Source organism: Streptomyces sp. NRRL S-337, from assembly GCF_000720175.1.
Taxonomy (GTDB): domain Bacteria; phylum Actinomycetota; class Actinomycetes; order Streptomycetales; family Streptomycetaceae; genus Streptomyces; species Streptomyces siderophoricus.
The window spans coordinates 37,248-56,589 of sequence record NZ_JOIX01000021.1 but is presented as its reverse complement, the minus strand read 5'-3'; the positions used below and the strand labels follow the sequence as shown (position 1 = coordinate 56,589).

Annotated in this window: 16 protein-coding genes and 1 riboswitch; of the genes, 7 read left to right on the top strand and 9 right to left on the bottom strand. The window is 70.5% G+C overall.

Annotated elements, in window-relative coordinates:
• The first annotated feature begins 53 nt into the window (after positions 1 to 53).
• The 4 genes from IG62_RS0117795 to IG62_RS0117780 are packed head-to-tail and all read left to right on the top strand — an operon-like array spanning position 54 to position 5,507.
• Entirely contained in the window at positions 54 to 1,817 is a 1,764-nt protein-coding gene (locus IG62_RS0117795) for a glycoside hydrolase family 13 protein (protein ID WP_037838507.1), read from the top strand.
• Positions 1,818 to 1,870: 53 nt separating this feature from the next.
• On the top strand, positions 1,871 to 3,205 hold the full coding sequence (locus IG62_RS0117790) for an ABC transporter substrate-binding protein (RefSeq protein WP_030803379.1): 1,335 nt from the start codon (positions 1,871 to 1,873) through the stop codon (positions 3,203 to 3,205).
• Positions 3,206 to 3,222: 17 nt separating this feature from the next.
• Entirely contained in the window at positions 3,223 to 4,629 is a 1,407-nt protein-coding gene (locus IG62_RS0117785; RefSeq protein ID WP_030803375.1) for an ABC transporter permease subunit, read from the top strand.
• Positions 4,626 to 5,507 carry a carbohydrate ABC transporter permease gene (locus IG62_RS0117780; protein WP_234326590.1) on the top strand — a complete coding sequence of 294 codons (882 nt, stop codon included), beginning with the start codon at positions 4,626 to 4,628 and terminating at the stop codon, positions 5,505 to 5,507. The genes IG62_RS0117785 and IG62_RS0117780 overlap by 4 nt, the downstream gene beginning before the upstream one ends.
• Before the next feature lie 63 nt (positions 5,508 to 5,570).
• Here the strand turns inward: IG62_RS0117780 and IG62_RS0117775 are convergent, their stop codons facing one another.
• Positions 5,571 to 5,945 (bottom strand): ArsR/SmtB family transcription factor, encoded by a 375-nt coding sequence (locus tag IG62_RS0117775; protein WP_030803370.1) that lies wholly within the window; start codon positions 5,943 to 5,945, stop codon positions 5,571 to 5,573.
• 81 nt (positions 5,946 to 6,026) lie between these two features.
• A riboswitch (cobalamin riboswitch) is annotated at positions 6,027 to 6,244 on the top strand.
• 30 nt (positions 6,245 to 6,274) lie between these two features.
• Here IG62_RS0117775 and IG62_RS0117770 point away from each other — a divergent pair.
• Complete coding sequence (locus IG62_RS0117770; protein WP_037838528.1) at positions 6,275 to 7,384, top strand: HoxN/HupN/NixA family nickel/cobalt transporter; 1,110 nt, start codon at positions 6,275 to 6,277, stop codon at positions 7,382 to 7,384.
• Positions 7,385 to 7,491: 107 nt separating this feature from the next.
• On the opposite strand, the gene IG62_RS0117765 is transcribed toward IG62_RS0117770, so the two are convergent.
• The 4 genes from IG62_RS0117765 to IG62_RS0117750 all read right to left on the bottom strand — a co-directional run bounded on the left by IG62_RS0117765 (position 7,492) and on the right by IG62_RS0117750 (position 10,406).
• The gene (locus IG62_RS0117765; RefSeq protein WP_030803363.1) at positions 7,492 to 7,902 is read right to left on the bottom strand and encodes a VOC family protein; all 411 of its coding nucleotides are present in this window, start codon (positions 7,900 to 7,902) and stop codon (positions 7,492 to 7,494) included.
• 10 nt (positions 7,903 to 7,912) lie between these two features.
• The gene (locus tag IG62_RS0117760; RefSeq protein WP_030803360.1) at positions 7,913 to 8,356 is read right to left on the bottom strand and encodes a helix-turn-helix transcriptional regulator; all 444 of its coding nucleotides are present in this window, start codon (positions 8,354 to 8,356) and stop codon (positions 7,913 to 7,915) included.
• A gap of 465 nt (positions 8,357 to 8,821) precedes the next feature.
• Positions 8,822 to 9,454 carry an HNH endonuclease family protein gene (locus IG62_RS0117755; protein WP_030803357.1) on the bottom strand — a complete coding sequence of 211 codons (633 nt, stop codon included), beginning with the start codon at positions 9,452 to 9,454 and terminating at the stop codon, positions 8,822 to 8,824.
• A gap of 184 nt (positions 9,455 to 9,638) precedes the next feature.
• Complete coding sequence (locus IG62_RS0117750) at positions 9,639 to 10,406, bottom strand: DUF4190 domain-containing protein (RefSeq protein WP_234326588.1); 768 nt, start codon at positions 10,404 to 10,406, stop codon at positions 9,639 to 9,641.
• A 480-nt stretch (positions 10,407 to 10,886) separates the two neighbouring features.
• Here IG62_RS0117750 and IG62_RS0117745 point away from each other — a divergent pair, with 480 nt between their 5' ends.
• Positions 10,887 to 12,398 carry a glycosyltransferase family 39 protein gene (locus IG62_RS0117745; protein ID WP_234326586.1) on the top strand — a complete coding sequence of 504 codons (1,512 nt, stop codon included), beginning with the start codon at positions 10,887 to 10,889 and terminating at the stop codon, positions 12,396 to 12,398.
• A 125-nt stretch (positions 12,399 to 12,523) separates the two neighbouring features.
• On the opposite strand, the gene IG62_RS0117740 is transcribed toward IG62_RS0117745, so the two are convergent.
• The 3 genes from IG62_RS0117740 to IG62_RS0117730 all read right to left on the bottom strand — a co-directional run bounded on the left by IG62_RS0117740 (position 12,524) and on the right by IG62_RS0117730 (position 17,529).
• Positions 12,524 to 14,248: an acyl-CoA dehydrogenase family protein gene (locus IG62_RS0117740; protein ID WP_030803348.1), complete on the bottom strand. Its 1,725-nt coding sequence runs from the start codon at positions 14,246 to 14,248 to the stop codon at positions 12,524 to 12,526.
• A 41-nt stretch (positions 14,249 to 14,289) separates the two neighbouring features.
• Positions 14,290 to 14,868, bottom strand: a complete 579-nt coding sequence (locus IG62_RS0117735; RefSeq protein ID WP_030803346.1) for a PadR family transcriptional regulator — start codon at positions 14,866 to 14,868, stop codon at positions 14,290 to 14,292.
• 114 nt (positions 14,869 to 14,982) lie between these two features.
• Complete coding sequence (locus tag IG62_RS0117730) at positions 14,983 to 17,529, bottom strand: SpoIIE family protein phosphatase (RefSeq protein ID WP_051798209.1); 2,547 nt, start codon at positions 17,527 to 17,529, stop codon at positions 14,983 to 14,985.
• A gap of 422 nt (positions 17,530 to 17,951) precedes the next feature.
• On the opposite strand from IG62_RS0117730, the gene IG62_RS48740 reads away from it, so the two are divergent.
• Positions 17,952 to 18,692: a hypothetical protein gene (locus IG62_RS48740; protein WP_234326584.1), complete on the top strand. Its 741-nt coding sequence runs from the start codon at positions 17,952 to 17,954 to the stop codon at positions 18,690 to 18,692.
• A 154-nt stretch (positions 18,693 to 18,846) separates the two neighbouring features.
• Here the strand turns inward: IG62_RS48740 and IG62_RS0117720 are convergent, their stop codons facing one another.
• Positions 18,847 to 19,212 (bottom strand): MerR family transcriptional regulator, encoded by a 366-nt coding sequence (locus IG62_RS0117720; protein ID WP_030803337.1) that lies wholly within the window; start codon positions 19,210 to 19,212, stop codon positions 18,847 to 18,849.
• Positions 19,213 to 19,342 lie beyond the last annotated feature (130 nt).

Here is a 19,342-nt window from a genome sequence, read left to right as displayed (position 1 = left end):
AGCGACCCCGGCAGGCCGCACGGCATGCTCATGCAAGAACGGGATCACGGCAGATGCTCATCGCCACCGCAGACAACGGCTCCCCGGCCGAAGACGCGCCCTCCCTCCCCCTCACCGGCCCCGCCGCCCCCGCGGTCCGGCCGGCCACCGGGACCACGTCCCCGGACACGGCTCAGCGCTGGTGGCGCGACGCGGTGATCTACCAGGTCTACGTCCGCAGCTTCCTCGACAGCACCGGTGACGGCATCGGCGATCTGGCCGGCGTCCGCACGGGGTTGCCGTACCTCAAGAAGCTCGGGGTGGACGGCATCTGGCTCAGCCCCTTCTACCCCTCCCCGCAGCACGACCACGGCTACGACGTCGCCGACTACCGCGACGTCGACCCGGTATACGGCGACCTCGCGGAATTCGACCTGCTGGTGGCCGACGCGCACCGGCTGGGCCTGAGGGTCCTGCTGGACATCGTCCCCAACCACTGCTCCAGCGACCACCCGTGGTTCCGCGCGGCCCTGCAGGACGGACCGGGCAGCGAGGCCCGCGCGCTGTTCCACTTCGCCGACGGACGCGGGGCGGACGGTGAACTGCCGCCCAACAACTGGCGGGCGATGTTCGGCGGTCCCGCCTGGTCCCGCGTCACCGAGCCGGACGGCACCGCGGGCCAGTGGTACCTCCACATGTTCACGCCCGAGCAGCCCGATCTGAACTGGCGCAACCCCGCGGTGCCCGCCGACTTCGACAAGGTGCTGCGCTTCTGGCTGGACCGCGGCGTCGACGGCTTCCGGATCGACGTGGCCGCCGGGCTGTTCAAGCACCCCGAGCTCCCGGACTCCCCCGACCCGGCGGCCGACGAGCGGACCCGCGACTCGGTCAACCCGCTGGCCTGGAACCAGCCCGAGGTGCACCAGGTGTGGCGCGACTGGCGCTCACTGTGCGAGGAGTACACCGCGCGCGACGGCCGCGACCGGCTGCTGGTCGGCGAGGTCTCGGTCCGTACCCCGAGCGAACAGGCCGCGTACGTCCGGCCCGACGAGCTGCACCAGGCGTTCTTCTTCCACCTGCTGACCGCGCGCTGGGACGTCGACACCTTCCGCACGGTGATCTCCGAGGCGCTGACCGACATCGCGGGCACCGGCTCCACGGTCACCTGGGTCCTCAACAACCACGACCAGGTCCGGACCGTCACCCGGTACGCGACCGAACCCAGCAGTGGTCCAAGTGGTCTCGGGGCCGCCCGGGCCCGGGCCGCCGCGCTGCTGATGCTGGCGCTGCCCGGCGCGGCGTACATCTACCAGGGTGAGGAGCTGGGGCTGCCGGAGGTCGTCGACCTGCCGGACGAGGTCCTGACCGACCCGATATTCCACCGCACGGGCAGCCGGCAGCACATCCGCGACGGCTGCCGGGTGCCGCTCCCCTGGTCCGGGCACGCCTCCCCGTTCGGCTTCACCGCGGGTACCGACGCGGCGCGGCCCTGGCTGCCGCAGCCGGAGTGGTTCGCCGACCACGCCACGGACCGCGCCCTGGCCGACACCCGGTCGTTCTGGCACCTCTACCGCGAGGGGCTGCAGCTGCGCCGCAGCCTCCCCCAGCTCGGCGAGGGAACGCTGCGCTGGCTCCCCTCCCCGCCCCAGGTGCTGGCGTTCGAACGCGGCGACGGTCTGGTCTGTGCCGTCAACTTCGGCACCGAGCCGGTGCCCGCCCCCGCCCCCGGCGTCCCGCTGCTGGCCAGCGGCGACTGCCCCCCGGGGACGCTGCCCGGCTCCACCGCCGCCTGGTGGATGCACGCCCCCGGGTCCGCGTCCGCACCCGCCCCCCGATAGCCCCACACCCCTCCCCCCGACGCCCCGCCAGTCCTCCCGAAGGGAAAACCACCATGAGACGACCCTCCGTACGACACACCCGAGCCGCCCTCTCCGGCGCGGCCGTGCTCGGCCTGGCGCTGTCCGCCACCGCATGTGGCGGCGGTGCCTCGGCCGGCGGCGGCAAGCAGGAACTCAGCGGCCAGACGCTCACCGTGGCCGGTGTCTGGACCGGCGTGGAACAGACCAACTTCAAGAAGGTGCTGGACGGGTTCTCCGAGAAGACCGGCGCCAAGGTGGTCTTCTCCTCCACCGGCGACAACGTCTCGACCGTCGTCGGCAGCCAGATCGAGGGCGGCAACGCGCCCGACGTGGTGATGGTGCCGCAGGTCGGCGTGCTGCAGCAGTTCGCCAAGAAGGGCTGGCTGGCGCCGCTCTCGGCGGAGATCGGCGCCGAGGCCAAGCGGAACTTCGCGCAGGTCTGGAAGGACTACGGCACCGTCGACAAGACGTACTACGGCCTGTACTTCAAGGCGTCGCACAAGTCGACGGTCTGGTACAGCCCGGAGGCGTTCTCGCAGGCCGGGGTGAAGCCCGCGAAGACGTACCAGGAGATGCTGAAGTCCGGCCGCACCCTCTCCGACTCGGGTGTCCCGGCCTTCTCGGTCGCCGGTGAGGCCGGCTGGCCGCTCACCGACTGGTTCGAAAACATCTACCTCTCCCAGGCCGGACAGGAGAAGTACGACCAGCTGGCCGCCCACAAGATCCCGTGGACCGATGCCTCCGTGGTCAAGGCTCTGACCACCCTCGGCAAGCTCTTCGGCGACAAGAACCTGGTGGCCGGCGGCGGATCGGGCGCGCTGCGCACCGACTTCCCCGAGTCCGTCCAGCAGGTCTTCGGCCCCGAGCAGAAGGCCGCCATGGTCTACGAGGGCGACTTCGTCAGCGCCCTGGTCACCGACGAACTGCACAAGAAGGTCGGCGAGGACGCCAAGTTCTTCCCCTTCCCGTCGGTCGACGGCGGCAAGGCGCCGGTGGTCAGCGGTGGTGACGCCGCGGTGGTGCTCAAGGCCGGGAAGAACAAGAAGGCCGCCATGGAACTGGTCAAGTACCTGGGCACGCCCGAGGCGTCGGCGATCTGGGCCAAGGCGGGCGGCTACATCTCGCCCAACAAGAAGGTGCCGGCGTCCGCCTACCACGACGAGGTCACCCGCAATGCGGCCAAGTCGCTGACCGGCGCCGGGAATTCGGTGCGCTTCGACATGTCCGACCAGGCACCGGCGGCCTTCGGCGGCACCCAGGGCGCCGGCGAGTGGAAGCTGCTGCAGGACTTCCTGCGTGACCCGTCCGACCCCAAGGGCACGGCCCAGAAGCTCGAAGCGGCCGCGGCCAAGGCGTACGGAAAGTAAGGACCGAGGCTCCAGCCATGCCTGCCACCACTTCAGCGGTGCCGCCCGCCACCACGCGCGGCGGCCCGCCCCTCCCCCCGGGCGGCACTCCCCGCCGGACGGCCGCCGCCCCCGCGCGGCGCGCCGTCCGGCGCCGCCGCCGGATCGCCGCGGTGTTCCTCTTCCCCGCGCTGTTGCTGCTGGGGGCGCTCGTCGCGTACCCCATCGTCTTCTCGGTCATCCGCAGCATGTACGACGCCTCGGGTGACACCTTCGTCGGCGTCGGCAACTACACCCAGATGTTCCAGGACCCGGCCACCCTCCGGGCCATCCGCAACAGCGCGATCTGGGTCGTCTTCGCCCCCGCGCTGCTGACCGGACTCGGTCTGGTGCTGGCCGTGCTGACCGAGAAGATCCGCTGGAAGACGGCGTTCAAGCTGCTGATGTTCATGCCGATGGCGATCTCCTTCCTCGCCGCCGGCATCATCTTCCGGCTCGCGTACGAGCAGGATCCGCAGCGCGGTGTGCTCAACGCGGTCACCGTCGGCATCCACGACAGTTTCCAGGGCGAGTCCACGTCCTTCCCGACGGCCAAGTCCCGGCTCGGCGACAAGCAGCTGACCAAGCGCCCTGACGGCGGCTACCGCACGGCGCGCCGCACCGAGCCCGGCCAGGTCGTCAACCTCGGGCTGGTCGGTGTGGCGCCGAAGGACATGCCGCACGGGGCGCGGCCCGCGGCCGGGGCCGCGGGGGCCTCGGCCGGCCACGGTGAGCTGCGCGGTGTGGTCTACCTCGACTTCACCCCCGGCGGTGGCGGCAAGCCCGGCACCGTGGACCGCGGCGAACGCGGGCTGCCGAAGCTGACCGTCGAGGCCGTCGACTCCCGTGGCAAGGTGGCCGGCACGGCGACCACCGCGGCCGACGGCTCCTACCGGCTGACCGGTCTCGCTCCGGGGTCGTACGCCCTGCAGCTGCCGGCGAAGGACTTCGCCCCGCCGTACGAGGGCATCGCCTGGCTCGGCCCGGCCCTCATCACCCCCGCCATCATCGGCGCCTACATGTGGATCTGGACCGGCTTCGCCCTGGTCCTCATCGGCGCCGGGCTCTCCTCGATGCCGCGGGACGTGCTGGAGGCCGCGCGGATGGACGGCGCGAACGAGTGGCAGGTCTTCCGCCGGATCACCGTGCCGCTGCTCGGCCCCGTCCTGGGCGTGGTGTTCGTGACGATGGTGATCAACGTGATGAAGGTCTTCGACCTCGTCTACATCATCGCGCCCGGGCCGGTACAGCAGGACGCCAACGTCCTGGCCCTGCAGATGTGGCTGGTCTCCTTCGGCGGCGGCAACAACCAGGGACTGGGCAGCGCCCTCGGCGTCCTGCTGCTGCTCCTGGTGGTGCCGGCCATGGCCCTCAACATCCGTCGCTTCCGCAGGAGCCAGTCATGACCACCGCCCAGCAAACCGTCCCGCCGCGCAGGCGGTCGGCCCGCCGCCCGGCGAAGCGGATCAGCCGGGCCGTGATCCAGCTGTTCCTGCTCGTCATCGGCCTGGTCTGGCTCACCCCGGCCGCCGGCCTGTTCATCTCCTCGCTGCGTACGGAGGAGGCGAACGCCAACAGCGGGTGGTGGACCGCGCTGACCGCGCCCGGCCGGCTGTCGCTCGACAACTACGCGGCGCTGCTGAAGGACTCGGGCATCGTCCAGGCCTTCTGGAACACCGTGCTGATCTCGGTGCCCACCACGATCGCCGTCGTGGTGATCGCCGCACTGGCCGGCTACGCCTTCGCCTGGATGGACTTCCCCGGCCGGGACTGGATCTTCCTGGTCGTGGTCGCCATGCTGGTGGTGCCGGTGCAGATCGGCCTGCTGCCGGTGGCCAAACTGTTCGGCGCGCTCGGCCTGTTCGGCTCCATCCCCGGCGTCATCCTGTTCCACACCGCCTACGGTCTGCCGTTCGCCATCTTCTTGCTGCGCAACTACTTCGCGGAGATCCCCAAGGAGATGCTGGAGGCCGCGCGGATGGACGGCGGCGGGGAGTGGCGGATCTTCTCCCAGCTGATCCTGCCACTGGGCCGCCCGGCCATCGCCAGCCTGGCCATCTTCCAGTTCCTGTGGGTCTGGAACGACATGCTGGTCGCCCTGCTCTTCGCGGACAACGAGTCACAGCCGCTGACGGTCGCCCTGCAGTCGCAGATGCGGCAGTTCGGCAGCAACATCGGCGTGCTGGCGCCCGGTGCCTTCCTGTCCCTGATCGTGCCGCTGATCGTGTTCTTCGCGTTCCAACGTCACTTCGTCCAGGGGATCATGGCCGGTTCGGTCAAGTAGTCCCAGGTCCAGGGGTCTTCCCGTAGCTCCGTGGCCCGCTGTCCCAGGCAGCGGGCCACGGCGTTATGCCTCCGCCGGTCGGGGCTGTGCCGCCGTGCAGTGCGTCAGCAGGGCCGCGGTCGCGTCATCGACCACGCGGTAGCGCACCACCCGGCCGTCCTTGGCGCCTTCCACCACTCCGGCGGCCCGGAGCAGGCGCAGTGCCTGGGAGACCGCGGTGTCCTTCATGCCGGTGGCGACCGCCAGGTCGGAGACGGCGATGGGGCCGGCCCGGTGGAGGGCGAGCAGCAGGGCGAGACGCCCGGGATCGGCGAGCAGGGCGAAGCGGTCGGCCCAGGCCCGGACCTCACCTGGCTCACCGATGGCGGCGATGGCGTCGCAGACGCGGTGGCCGTCGATGGTGCGGTGGTCGGCGCGCTCGGCCGGGACGAGATGCATGAGGACATCTTTGCAGGTCACCGAATGTGATCTTGGATACCTGCACAGTTGTGCAGGCTTGAAGGGATCGTCGGACGACCCGTAAGGTTGGCGCGCCGTGGTGCTCGGGAAGACCGGTGACGGACCTCGTGGTCCCAGACCGGAGCGGCCCTCGCCACTGTGATCAGGGAGTTTCCTACCCTTTTCGTTACGCGCACGGTGCGCGTACGACGCCACTGACCGCAGCCTGCGGCCGGGAAGGCGGGGACGGACGCGTGTACCTGTAAGCCAGGAGACCGGCCACGGCATCTCACGAAGTGATCCACGAGGTGCTGGAGCGTGACCGCCGGATGGCCCTGTCCACCGATACCCCGACCACCCCTGCCCCCGCCACGTTCCGCTGGCGCCGGCAGGACACCGTCCGCACCGCGGGCCTGATGGCCGTCATAGCCGGGCTGCACGTCGTCGCCTTCGGCGTGCTGTTCCTGCTCGTGGTGCCCCACCACTACTCCGTCGGCAGCCAGGTCTTCGGCGTCGGACTCGGCATCACCGCCTACACCCTGGGCATGCGGCACGCCTTCGACGCCGACCACATCGCCGCGATCGACAACACCACCCGCAAGCTGATGGCCGACGGCAAGCGTCCCGTGTCGGTCGGCTTCTGGTTCGCCCTCGGCCACTCCAGCGTGGTGGTCGTCATGGCGGCCCTCGTCGCCGGCGGTGCCCAACTCGCCGGCGCCCTCCTCAACGACGAATCCCGCACCCACCAGATCCTGGGCACCATCGGCACCACGGTCTCGGGCACGTTCCTCTACCTCATCGCGGCCCTCAACCTCATTGCGCTGACCGGGATCTGGCGGGTGTTCCGCGGGATGCGCGAAGGCCGCTTCGACGAGGCGGAGCTGGAGCAGCGACTGGATTCGCGGGGCTTCATGAACCGCTTCCTGGGCCGGTTCACCCGCTCCATCTCCCGCCCCGGCCAGATGTTCCCGCTCGGCTTCCTGTTCGGGATCGGCTTCGACACCGCCACCGAGGTCACGCTGATGGTGATGGCGGGCAGCGGCGCCGCGGCCGGCCTGCCCTGGTACGCGATCCTGTGCCTGCCGCTGCTCTTCGCCGCGGGCATGAGCCTGTTCGACACCCTCGACGGCACCTTCATGAACTTCGCGTACCAGTGGGCGTTCTCCAACCCGGTGCGCAAGGTCTACTACAACCTCACCATCACCGGCCTGTCCATCGCCGTCGCGCTCTTCATCGGCACCATCGAGCTGGTGACCGTGCTCCACGACAAGCTCGGCCTCAGCGACCCGGTGACCGGCTGGATCTCCGGCCTCGACCTCGACAACGTCGGCTTCATCATCGTCGGCCTGTTCGTGGTGGTGTGGGCCGCGGCGCTGGCGTACTGGCGGCTGGCCGGCGTCGAGAAGCGCTGGGCGGCGCGCTCCGCCGGCAACGGCTGAGGCTGCGTCCCGGCGGCCGTGACGACGCGCTCACCCGGCAGACGGAGGGGGCGAGCCGTCGCGGCCCCGCCCCCTCCCCGTGGTCATGGCTGTGATCGCCGGACGGCTCAGCGCAGCTCCTGGATGCGGATCAGGTTGCCCGCGGGGTCGCGGAAGGCGCAGTCGCGGATGCCGTACGGCTGCTCGGTCGGCTCCTGTACGACCTCGGCGTCGCCGGCCTGCACCCGCTCGAAGGTGCCGTCGAGGTCCTTGGTGGCCAGCAGGATCCAGCCGTAGGTGCCCTTGGCCATCATCTCGGTGATGGTGCGGCGCTCGTCGTCGGTGATCCCGGGGTCGGCGGCCGGTGGGGCCAGGAGGATCGACGTGTCGGGCTGGCCGGCGGGGCCGACCGTGATCCAGCGCATCTTGCCCTTCCCGACGTCATTGCGGACCTCGAAGCCGAGGGTGTCGCGGTAGAAGGCCAGGGAGGCGTCCGGGTCGTCGTGCGGGAGGAAGCTGGTGTGAATGGTGATGTCCATGCCTCTCACGCTAGAGGCGCTCGGTGACCTGCGCTTCTCGATTCCTGATCGGTCTGGTCACCTGTTTCGCCACGCACGGCGGCAGCTCGGCCGGTGCGAGCGCCGCCTGGCGCCGGTAGGCACTGGGCGGCATCCCGACCAGCTCGGTGAAGCGCGTACTGAAAGTGCCCAGTGACGAGCACCCGACCGTGAAACAGACCTCGGTGACGCTGAGGTCGCCACGGCGCAGAAGGGCCATCGCCCGCTCGATGCGCCGCGTCATCAGATAGGAGTACGGCGACTCGCCGTACGCCAGCCGGAACTGGCGGCTGAGGTGCCCGGCCGACATGTTCACGCCACGGGCGAGCGCCTCGACGTTCAGCGGCTGGGCGTACTCCCGGTCGATGCGGTCGCGGACGCGGCGCAGCAGCGCGAGATCGCGCAGGGACTGGGCCGTGGTGGGTCTGCTGGTCACGAGCGCGATGGTGCCACGTCCCGCCGACGTTGCCCAGCACCGCCGGCGTCCGGCGGGACCCGGGGAGCACCGGATCACTTCCGGCCGGCCGCGCAGCGGGGCGTGGCGTGGCGTGGGTCGTCGTCCGGAAGGTGGCCCCGGCGGTGGCGGCACCGAGGGCCGCCGCCCTCGCCGACGCCCCCGCCATCCGGCGTACGCACGTCATGCCCGGCGCCGGACGCCCATACGGAACGGCCTCGACGACAACAGCGACCGGGCCCCGGTTCGGCCGGCCGCCAGACGGCTCAGAAATCCGTCTCCGTGAGTGCGCTGGGGGCCTTCCGGCCACAGGGGGCCTCGTGGGCCGGTCGCGGTGTCCGGCCGGAGGGAGGGCCGGCCGGGCACCGCGCTACGGGCATGTGCCGTCAGGGAGTGAGAGGCGGCGGGGTGGTCATCCCCCGCCTGCCGTCGATCAGTTGGTGCGGATCAGTTGGTGCAACTGTCGAGCATGGAGGACAGGGCGGTCTTCTCCTTGTCCGTGGTGGTGAGCTTCCAGATGGACTTGATGTGGGTGTAGTCCTTGGCGTAGGTGCACCAGAAGGCGTGGTTGGTGGGCTTCCAGTCGGCCGGTCCGCTGTCGCTCTTGGAGCTGTTGGAGGACTCCGAGGCGATCAGGAGCTGAGGGTCCTTGAGGTCGTTGCCGAAGGCCTTGCGCTGGTCGGCGGTCCAGGAGTCGGCGCCGGAGCGCCAGGCTTCGGCGAGCGGGACCATGTGATCGATGGTGGCCTGGGCGACGTCGGTGACGGTGGTGTCGTCGTAGGCCGAGTACCAACTTCCGCTGGACGGCTGGCAGTTGCCGGACTCGTCGACGACGTTCTTGCCGTCGCGGGCGAGGACGTCCTGGCGGGTGGTGCAGCCGTCGGGCTGCTTGGCCCATATGTCGAATTTGTCGCGGGCGTAGCCGTCCATGGAGTGCGGGGTCGCGACGGTGAGGGCGGCGAGTTCGGCGCGGGCGGTGGCCGTCGAGGGCGGGGCGGGCGGCTCGGCCAGCGCCGGTGCGGCGGTCAGGCCGACGAGGGTGACGGAGGCGACGGACAGGCCGAAAACGGCACGACGCATGGGGTCTCCAGAAGTGTGGGGGGGTTGGAGAGACACTTCAGGGAACCGCACAACGGAGACCGGGCGCTACGCGCGTTGAATGAACATGACAATCTCATGGCTCGTTCATTACCTGCACATGGGGAAATCCCCGCCCCGCACACTCAGGGCGGGGACTCCCTCATGACGCCGTGCCAGATTCGGGTCAGCTGGTCGAGCCGCTCCAGTAGGCGTCGTCCCACCGCATCACGTCGGGGCTGAACTCGACCTCGGCCCGGTCAGCGGCGGAGGGCGGCAGCGAGAAGGCGTACTTGCCGACGGCCTTCCGGCCGGGCAGGAGGTATCCGGTGAGGACCTTCTGCCGGCCGCTCCCGTCGATCACCAGCTGCGCCGAGGCTCCGTCGGCGTCATTGACGTCGGGCAGCCCGGTCTCGATCGAGACCCGTTCCTTTCCGGTGTTGACCACCGTGATCGTGACCTGAACGGCCTTGTTGCCCTTGGCGTGACCGTTGGCGAAGGCGTCCGGGGTGAACGGCGTCGGCTTGGCCACGGTGACTTTCAGGCCGTCACCGAAGGTGTAGGACTTCCCGAAGGACAGATGCCGGGCCTTCTCCTCGGCTGCCGCGTCTTCCCTCTCCTGCTCGGCCTCCTTCTTGACCTCCTTGACCTTCGCGCGGGCGTGGTCGACGGCGTGTTTGACCGTCACGACCATGAAGACCCCGGTGCCCGCGGCGATCAGCAGACCGACGATGCCCATGACGAGACCGCTGACGGCCATGGCCTTGTTCGTGGCCAGGCCCTTGCGGGCGTGGCTCAGGCCGATGGAACCGAAGATCACTGCCAGCAGTGCCGGCAACCAGGAAATCCAGAAAAAGAGGATGAACACGCCGAGGCCGATGCCGACGAGGCCGAGCACCAGAGCCGTGATGCCCATGCCGTTACGCGGCTGCGCCGTCGGCACCGGGTACGGCATGCGGGGTATTTCGGCCTCGGCCGCTGTGGAGGAAGGCGGAGCCCACGGGTCGTGGTCCAGCGACGGTCTCCCCGAGGGCGAGGAGTCGTCAGGAGAGGCGGGCGTGGTCATGCGGATCCCTTCGGGCAATGAGGCACTCGGACCTGCCCGAGTTTTTCGATTTTATTACCTCGTACCGTCGATACCGGACCCTCGGCCCCCGGGCACACGAGAACGCCCCGCCACCAACTGCGGCCCGGGCCGGCGCAGAAGCCGATGGACAGGACATTTACCGCGAAGTCAGCAAATCTCCATGTGATCTTCCTCGGAACCTGTTCCTGGAGGTGACGTGACGGCGAGGAAATGTGCCCGCGGCGCGTAGATTCCGGACGACGGGGAGATCATCGAGCCCAATGACGGCTCCCTCCTTCGGCTTTGGCGGAACGCACGCTTCAGCAGGCGTTCCGGTATCTTCCGCATTCGGTTTTCTTGGGGGGCACCGTGCGGCACGGCCGCATATCCATCGGCACCGGTCCGGCCGTCCTTGCGCTCGTTCTCGGGCTGTGGGGCATCACGCGCGAGCACAGCATGTGGCGGGATGAGGCAGCGACCTGGCAAGCAGCACATCGGTCGCTGACCGAGATAGGACGCATGGTCGGCCAGGTCGACGTCGTCCATGGCCTGTACTACGCGGTGATGCACGGAGTCTTCGCCGTCTTCGGCGACAGCCTGGTCACCCTGCGACTGCCCTCGGTACTCGCCACCGCCACCGCATGCGGACTGACCGCGCTGGTCGGCGCCCGGCTCTCCACCGGCACGGCGGGGACGGCCGCAGGGCTGGCGCTGGCGGTCGTTCCGGCGGTTCAGGAGCACGCCCAGGAGGGACGGCCGTACGCCCTCGTGCTCGCCTTCGTCGTACTCGCCACATGGCTGCTGGTGAGCGCACTTGAGCGACCGGACGGTCGGCGGTGGGCCGGGTATGTGGTCGCCACGCTGATCGCCGCATGGCTCAACTGGTTCTCGCTGTTCGCGCTCGTCGCGCACGGCGTCACCATGGTGTGCGTCCGGCCCGGCCGAACCCGCCTTGTGCGGTGGACGCTTGCCGCCTCCGGGGCCGTTGCCGCGGCCCTGCCGGTGATCCTGACCAGCCGGACCCAGTCCTCGCAGGTCTCCTGGATCAAGCCGCTCGGCTGGTCGACCGTACTGGGGGTGCTGATCACCGTGACGGTCGCGGCCCTCTGCACGCGTCTGCCGCAGGCCCGCGAAGTGGCGCGCCCGCGCGCGGAAGCGCCACCGACGCGCCTGAACCTCGCGGTCGTCGCACTCCCGCTCTGCGCGGTGCCACAGGTCGGACTGGTGCTGATCTCCCTGGTCAAACCCCTCTATGTGACGCGCTATGTGCTGTTCGCGTACGTAGGGCTCGCGCTTCTTATCGGTGTCCTGCTCGGTGTTGTGCTCGCCACGATCGCCGCACGTTTCAGAACGGACGCCCGGGTGCTGCTCCCCGTCGCCGTCACCCTGGCCCTCCTGACGCTGCTCCCGTTCGAGCTCCGCCTGCGTACCGAGGAGAGCCGCATCGACGACGTACTCAGCGCGGCAGCCAGGGTCGGCGACGTTCGCGACACCGCCGACGGCGTCCTCTACATCCCCGCCGCACGCCGCGACACCGCTCTCGTGTCGCCCCAGGAGTTCGCCGGCCTGCGCGATCTCGCCCTGGCCCAGGGGCCGGTGGCATCGGGCACGCTCAAGGGCATAGAGGCTGAACCACGCGACATAGAGCGCGCCATGCTGGGCGCGCGGCGCATCGTGCTCGTCACCGACCCTGGGCCGCGCCAGGCCGACACCGTTCGCGACCTCACCAAGCAGCGAGTGCTGCGAGAACGCTTCGTGCGCTGCTCGGCCAGCGTCGCACGGGGCCGCCAAGTGGACCTCTACGAGCGGGGGAAGTGTCACCGCGCCGGTGGACCGGCAACCCTGCGCACCGGCTCAGCGCGCCGGGGTCCCCGGGGGTAGACGTCAGCTCGGCGGACGACCCGTCCGTAGTCCGCGACCGGCACGGCGGCCCGGCCGGCGTTCTCGAACGTCGGCCGGCCCCATGCCCGGCTAGTCAACTGGCCTGGTATGCAAGCCAGTTGGTGTTAGGGCGCCATCTCGTAAGCCCCTGCCAGCGCCTCCACCCGCTCCCAGACGCGTGCCGAGCGGCCGTCGTCGACTGCCGGGCGGCGGACCGCGCCCAGGGCCCAGGTCTGCTGGGCCTCGGTGGCGGAGTCCTTGCTGTGCAGCTCGACGGCGTGTGCGGAGAAGTCCCTGACCAGGACGGCGAAGAGTTCGTCCAGCACGTCCTCGTCGAGGGTGGTGAGCTGTGCCTGCTCCAGGATCAGCTGGCCGTGCACGACCAGGGCGAAGAGCTGGCCGACGGCGAGGAGGAGGTCCAGGTCGCGGCTCTGCTTCTCGTCGGGGGCGGCGGTGGTGACGAACTCGCAGAGGGCGTCGGCCTGTTCGCGGAAGCGGGCGACGTTGGGCAGGTGGGCGTGGGCGTCGTAGGCGGTGCGCCAGTCGTGGAAGCGGATGGCGCCCAGGCCGCGAGCCGGTCCCTGGTGGAAGAGGAAGTCGTCGTCGGCCGCGTCGAGGCGGGTGGGCACGGGCTCGTACTCGGCCGGGGCGAGCAGGTGGTTGCCCATGAACTTGAGGATCAGCGCCAGGTTGACGTGGACGGTGCCCTCCAGCTTCGGCAGACCGCGGATCTCGGTGGCGGCCTGGGCGAAGTAGGTGTCCTTCTCGAAGCCCTTGGCGGCGATCACGTCCCACATGAGGTCGATGACCTTCTCGCCCTCGGTGGTCACCTTCATCTTGGTCATCGGGTTGAAGAGCAGGTAGCGGCGGTCGTCGGGGCCAGCGGAACGGAAGTAGTCGACGGCGCGGTCGCTGAACAGCTTCATGCCGACGAGCCGGACGTAGGCGTCGGTCAGCTCCCGGCGTACGTGCGGGAAGGCGGTGACCGGGCGGCCGTAGAGGATGCGCTGGTGGGCGTGGGTGACGGCCTCGTACATCGCGTGCTCGCAGATGCCGATGGAGGCGGTGCAGAGGTTGAACTTGCCGACGTTGACGGTGTTGAGGGCGGCGTCGAAGGCGGCGCGGCCGGTGTGCAGGACGTCCTCCGGCGCGACCGGGTAGTCCTCCAGGCGGAACTCACTGACGTACTTGGAGGAGTCCACGACGTTCTTCACCAGGTGGTACGCCTCGTGGCGGCTGTCGGCGGCGAAGAAGACATAGCCGTCCGGGCCCTCGATGTCGGTGCGGCGGCCGAAGACGGAGACCAGGCCGGCGGCGTTGCCGTTGCCTATGTAGTACTTGGAGCCGGTGGCGCGGAAGCCGCCGGCGCCGTCGGGCTCCAGCAGCATGTCGGTGGAGTAGATGTCGGCGCCGTGCGCCTTCTCGGACAGGCCGAAGGCGAACACCTCGCCCTGGTCGAGGAGTTCGGCCGCGCGGGCGCGGGCGGTGGCGTTGTCACTCTGCCAGACCGGGCCGAGGCCGAGGATGGTTACCTGCCAGGCGTACCAGTAGTCGAGCCCGTAGAAGCCGAAGATCTCGTTGAGCGCGGCGATCCGGGCGGTGTCCCAGCGCTTGTCCCCCGGTTCGTCGCCGGCGGCCGCGGCCGGGGTGAGGAAGGTCGCGAACAGCCCTTCCTCGGCGGAGAACGCGAGGAAGTCCGCCAGCCAGGCGCGGGAGCGGTAGTCCTCGATCAGCTTGCGCTTGCCGCGGGTCTCGAACCAGTCGACGGTGGCGCGCAGCAGCCTGCGGGTCTCGGGGTCGAAGTGCGCCGGGTCGTAGGTGCGCGGGTTGAACAGCAGCTGGTCGGCCATGGAGGGTTTGCCTTCCGGGGGTCGGTGGTTGAGGGGTGTGCTTACGGGGCCGAGTCGGCGGACGGTGGTGTCGCGCCGAGCCGGCGGAGGGTGGCGAGGACGTCGTCGAGCCAGTCGAGCGTCATCCGCTCGTAGGCGATGCCGCCGCGCAGCACCACGTGCTGGAGCTGCTGTCCGGCGTCGGGGGTCGCGGGGGCGTCGGGGCCGGTGAAGTCCCGGCGCTCGCCCGCGAGGTAGTGCGCGAGCCGGTCGGTGTGTGCCCGGTGGTGCCGTTCGACCTCGCGGATCAGCGCGGACGGATCGTCGAAGGCGGCGCCGCGGATCTTCACCGCGAGGTCGTGCCGGACGCTCTCGGGTTCGATCGGCTCATGGAGCCACTCGGAGAGGGCGGCCCGGCCGCGGGCGGCGACGGAGTACTCCTTCTTGTCCGGCCGGGCCTGCTGCGGCACCTCGCGGACGTCGATCCAGCCGTCGCTCTCCATGCGCTTGAGCACGCGGTAGATCTGCTGGTGGGTGGCGGTCCAGAAGTATCCGATGGACCGCTCGAAGCGCCGGGACAGCTCATAGCCGGAGCCCGGCCGCTCCAGCAGCGAGACGAGGATCGCGTGTTCGAGCGCCATGCCCCGATCCTTCTATGCAACTCGTTGCATAAACAAGAGGGGATGTCAGGGTGAGACCCGGCTCACCCTGACGTCCCCTCGGGAGCCCGTCCCCCGGCCCCGCCGTCCGGCTGCTCACCTGAGGTGCTGCTCGGTCCAGATGATCTTTCCTTCGGGGGTGTAGCGGGTGCCCCAGCGGTCGGCGAGGTGGGCGACCAGGTACAGGCCGCGGCCGCCTTCGTCCGTGGTGGCGGCGTAGCGCAGATGCGGGGCGGTACTGCTGCCGTCAAAGACCTCGCAGGTCAGCGTGCGGTCACGGAGGAGGCGGACGGCGACCGGCGGGGTGCCGTAGCGGATGGCGTTGGTGACGAGTTCGCTGAGGATGAGTTCGGTGGTGAAGGCGGTCTCCGCGAGGCCCCATTCGGCGAGTTTCTCGCTGACGGCGGTGCGGACGGGCGCGACGGCGGACGGCTCGTGGGGCACGTCCCAGTGGACGACCTGGGCGGCCGGCAGGCGTCGGGTGCGGGCGACGAGCAGCACGATGTCGTCCTCCTGCTCGGCGGGAAGCAGGGTGCGGCAGGCGTCCTCACAGATCTGGTCGACGGTCCGGTCCCCGGCGCCGGTCAGGGCGCGGCGCAGCAGGGTCAGGCCGGTGTCGAGGGAGCGGTCACGGCTGCGGATCAGACCGTCGGTGTAGAGGACGATCCGGGTGCCTTCGGGCAGGTGGTGTTCGCTGCTCTCGAAGGGGAGTTGGGTCAGGCCGAGGGGCGGGCCCGCGGGGACGTCCGGGAGCGTGACCGTGCCGTCGGGGAAGATCAGCGCCGGGGGTGGGTGCCCGGCCCGGGCCATGGTGCACTGCCCGGAGACCGAGTCGTAGATCGCGTACAGGACCGTGGCTCCGGTGACGGTGGTCGCCTCGGTGTCGGCGGTTTCGTCGCGGTCGATCCGGTCGACGAGTTCGTCGAGGTGGCTGAGCAGTTCGTCGGGCGGCATGTCGAGGCCGGCGAAGTTGTGGATCGCGGTACGCAGCCGCCCCATGGTGGCGGCGGCGTGCAGCCCGTGCCCCACCACGTCGCCGACCACGAGGGCGACCCGCTCCCCGGCCAGCGGGATGACGTCGAACCAGTCACCGCCGACGCCGGCCCGGGCCGGCAGGTAGCGGTGGGCGACCTGGACCGCGTCCGGGCTCGGCAGATCGCGCGGGAGCAGGCTGCGCTGGAGGGCCACGGCCGTGGCGTGCTCGCGCGTGTAGCGGCGGGCGTTGTCGATGCAGAGGGCGGCCCGCGCCACCAGCTCCATCGCCGCCGAGCGGTCATCGCCCTCGAACGGGGCGCGCTCGCCGGTGCGCCAGAAGTGGACCACACCGAGTTCCGCGTCCCCGGTGCGCAGGGAAGCGGTGATCAGGGAACGGAATCCGCTGCGGAGGAGGGTTCGGGCCACCTCCGGTGCGCGTGACCGCCAGCCGCTCGCGACCTCCAGATCGGGCACCAGCAGCACATGGGGATCGGTTTCGGACCTGACGAAGGCCACGGTCTCCGCCGGCACCGCGCCGGCCTCGGGCGTCCCGGCGACTGCCGCGCGCCGCATCTCCCCCGGCGTCTTCGCACCGGGTTCCTCGCCGCGCAGCACCCACTCCGGTACGTCGACCGTCACGGCGTCGGCGAAGCGCGGAGTGGCGACCTGCGTCAGCTCCTCGGCGGTGTGCGTCACGTCCAGTGTGGTTCCGATGAGCAGGCCGGCGTCGTAGAGCAGTTGGAGGCGTTCCCGGGCGACCTCGGCGCGTCCGGTGACGGCCCGCAGCTCCGTGGTGTCCCGCAGGGTGATCACGCTGCCGCCGTGGGGGCCGGTCGGGCGGCAGCTGGCGGCGAGCAGCCGGTCGTGCACCCGGTGGACCTCGTCCGTCGCCTCCCGGCAGGAGGCCAGCAGGTCGGCGAACCCGGCCTCCAGGCCCAGTTCGCGGACGTCGACCTGTTCGGAACCCCGGGGCAGTTCCAGCAGCCGCCGGGCCTCGTCGTTGGCCAGCAGCAGCCGGCGGTCGGCGCCGACGATGAGCACCCCTTCCCGGACGGCGTGCAGCACCGCGTCGTGGTGCTCGTACATCCGCGTCACCTCGGCGGGCCCCAGGCCGTGGGTCTGCCGGCGCAGCCGCCGGCTCACCAGTGCCGCGCCGCCGACGGCCAGCGCGAGCGCAGCGGCCAGCGCGCCCCCGAGCAGCGGCAGCTCCCGGTTCACCGCCTCGGACACGGTGGTGATCTGCACGCCCGCGGTGACCACCCCCACCACGACACCGCGCGCGTCGGTCACCGGGACCACCGCGCGGATCGCGTCGCGGGGTGCGCCGGTGAACTTCTCCGTGAACGACTCCCCGTGCAGCGCCCGTGCCCAGTCACCCGAGGCCGGGCGGCCGATCAGCTTCGGCAGGGGGTCGGTGTAGCGGATGCCGGTGGGGCTGAGTACGGCGACGAAGTCGACCCCGGAGTCGTGCCGGGTCGCCTGGGCACGGGGCTGCAACAGGGCGGTGGGGTGGGGAGAGCGCAGCGCCGCTGCCGTACCGGGCGCATGGGCGAAGGCCACCGCCACCCCGAGGGACCGGGCACCGGCGGTCTGCTCGCTCTCACGCCGGGCCTGCAGCACCTGCACCACGCCCGCGGCCGCGATCAGCACGATCACGATGGCCGACATCAGGACGAAGACCTGGGCGGCGACGCTGGACCGGCCCCCCGTTCCGTGGCGTGGGTCCTTGGCTCGTCGGGCGAGCGCGGTGCGCACGCGGCGGAGCCAGATTTGACCGTTTTTCAGCCACATATGGATACATGTAACACGGAGTGCGTGGCGCGCCGCGCACCGTCGCCCCTGCCGACGCGGACGAGAGCCGCTCCGGCGTGACAATCACCATAGGAAATTCTCGGAATGCAAGGGCAACTGCCCGGTTTCGCGGAATTTTCCCCTCCGGTTGTCCGGTCGCCGATGACCGGGCAGCGTCGGACCGCTGGGCGTCCTCGCTGCTCAGCCTTACGATCAGCGCCTGCCGCACCGCGCACCCCCATACCGCGACGGCTCGTCGTGCTTTCCTCACTCCCTTTCTTGATCCAGAAGAAGGCTTCATGAAGCTTCGTCGTGCCTTGACGGCGGTCGCCGCGACCGCCGTGCTGCCGCTCGCCCTCGCCGCCTGTTCGTCCGGCGGCTCCGACCGCCCGTCGTCCGACGCGTCCGCAGGCCACAAGGGGTCCTCGGACTCCGCCGGCGGCCCGGACGCCGGCCTGCTCAACGGCACCCGGCTGAAGGCCGCGCTGCTTCCGGTCGGCGAGCTGCCCAAGGGCTACAAGGCCGACCCGCACGCCACCCGCGACTCGGGGACCGCCTTCGCGCCCGCCTCGTCGAAGGCGAAGGCGCCGCTCGACCTGGCCGGCGCCTGCCCGAAGCTGGAGGCCAGCGCCTGGATCCAGACCGCCGGCCTGGAGAGCGCCGCTTTCGCCCAGGGCGACTTCGAGAACGCCTCCCAGGAGGAGTTCAATCAGGAGGTCGACAGTTTCCGGGGCAAGGACGCGCAAACGGTCATGCTGCGCCTGGGCCAGGTGCTGCGGCACTGTGCGCATTTCACGGACAAGTCCAACGGCACCACCGCCGCGGTGACGATCAAGACCGCCACCGTTCCGAAGATGGGCGACCAGACCCTCAAGGCCGTCCTTACCGCCCCCGAGTGGGAGGGCGGCACCACACTGGTGGCGTCCCGGGTCGGCAACGCCGTGGTCACCACCTTCTACAACGTCCAGTCGAACGACAAGGGCGCCGCCGGACTCGACCTGACCAAGAAGATCGTGGCGCAGGTGCAGAAGGCGAAGTAGTCGGCCCGGCGGCCTACCCGACGCGGTCGAGCAGGGCCCGGGCGTCCGCCCGGTGCCGCTGCACGGTCTCCCGCTCGCCGTCCGGGTCGGGCCTCCGGCCAACCGGCCGTCAGCCGGGCGGAGTTGTGGTCGTTCGGAATTCCGCGGCAGGCTTTCAGTCCGCCGGGCGGTCCGCCCGGAGGGGGCAGCCGGTGCCGACGCGGGCGTCGAGATCGGCGCGCAGCGCGGCGAGTTCGGCCATCCGGGCATCGATGAGGGCGATCTTCTCCGCGAACAGCTCGGACAGTGCCGCCGCGGAGTCCGGTGCGTCGCGCAGTTCCTCGCCGAGCCGGGCGATCTCCGCGAGGGAGAAGCCGAGCGTCTGCGCGGTGCGGACGTAGAGCAGCCAGGCCACGGTCTCGGGCGGGAAGTCGCGATAGCCGTTGGGCAGCCGACGGCCGGTGACGAGCCCGAGCTTCTCGTAGAAGCGGATGGTGTCCTTGGTCATGCCCGCTTGCGCGGCGAGTTCTCCGATGAGCATGACTCCCCGTCAGGTCGTGGGCTTGACCTTGGACCCTACTCCACCCTTTAGCGTGCGGCGTCGCCGTCGTGAGACCGCGGCATGGTGCCCGGTCATGAGACCGGGCCGGGAGAACACCAGGAGCCGCGCC

What these genes read in the sequence shown, in the direction of transcription:
- IG62_RS0117795 (WP_037838507.1), top strand. Translation starts at nt 54, where the DNA reads ATGCTCATCGCCACCGCAGACAACGGCTCCCCGGCCGAAGACGCGCCC.
- IG62_RS0117790 (WP_030803379.1), top strand. Translation starts at nt 1,871, where the DNA reads ATGAGACGACCCTCCGTACGACACACCCGAGCCGCCCTCTCCGGCGCG.
- IG62_RS0117785 (WP_030803375.1), top strand. Translation starts at nt 3,223, where the DNA reads ATGCCTGCCACCACTTCAGCGGTGCCGCCCGCCACCACGCGCGGCGGC.
- IG62_RS0117780 (WP_234326590.1), top strand. Translation starts at nt 4,626, where the DNA reads ATGACCACCGCCCAGCAAACCGTCCCGCCGCGCAGGCGGTCGGCCCGC.
- IG62_RS0117775 (WP_030803370.1), bottom strand. Translation starts at nt 5,945, where the DNA reads ATGCATCTCGTCCCGGCCGAGCGCGCCGACCACCGCACCATCGACGGC.
- IG62_RS0117770 (WP_037838528.1), top strand. Translation starts at nt 6,275, where the DNA reads ATGGCCCTGTCCACCGATACCCCGACCACCCCTGCCCCCGCCACGTTC.
- IG62_RS0117765 (WP_030803363.1), bottom strand. Translation starts at nt 7,902, where the DNA reads ATGGACATCACCATTCACACCAGCTTCCTCCCGCACGACGACCCGGAC.
- IG62_RS0117755 (WP_030803357.1), bottom strand. Translation starts at nt 9,454, where the DNA reads ATGCGTCGTGCCGTTTTCGGCCTGTCCGTCGCCTCCGTCACCCTCGTC.
- IG62_RS0117750 (WP_234326588.1), bottom strand. Translation starts at nt 10,406, where the DNA reads ATGCCGTACCCGGTGCCGACGGCGCAGCCGCGTAACGGCATGGGCATC.
- IG62_RS0117740 (WP_030803348.1), bottom strand. Translation starts at nt 14,248, where the DNA reads ATGGCCGACCAGCTGCTGTTCAACCCGCGCACCTACGACCCGGCGCAC.
- IG62_RS0117735 (WP_030803346.1), bottom strand. Translation starts at nt 14,868, where the DNA reads ATGGCGCTCGAACACGCGATCCTCGTCTCGCTGCTGGAGCGGCCGGGC.
- IG62_RS0117730 (WP_051798209.1), bottom strand. Translation starts at nt 17,529, where the DNA reads ATGTCGGCCATCGTGATCGTGCTGATCGCGGCCGCGGGCGTGGTGCAG.
- IG62_RS48740 (WP_234326584.1), top strand. Translation starts at nt 17,952, where the DNA reads ATGAAGCTTCGTCGTGCCTTGACGGCGGTCGCCGCGACCGCCGTGCTG.
- IG62_RS0117720 (WP_030803337.1), bottom strand. Translation starts at nt 19,212, where the DNA reads ATGCTCATCGGAGAACTCGCCGCGCAAGCGGGCATGACCAAGGACACC.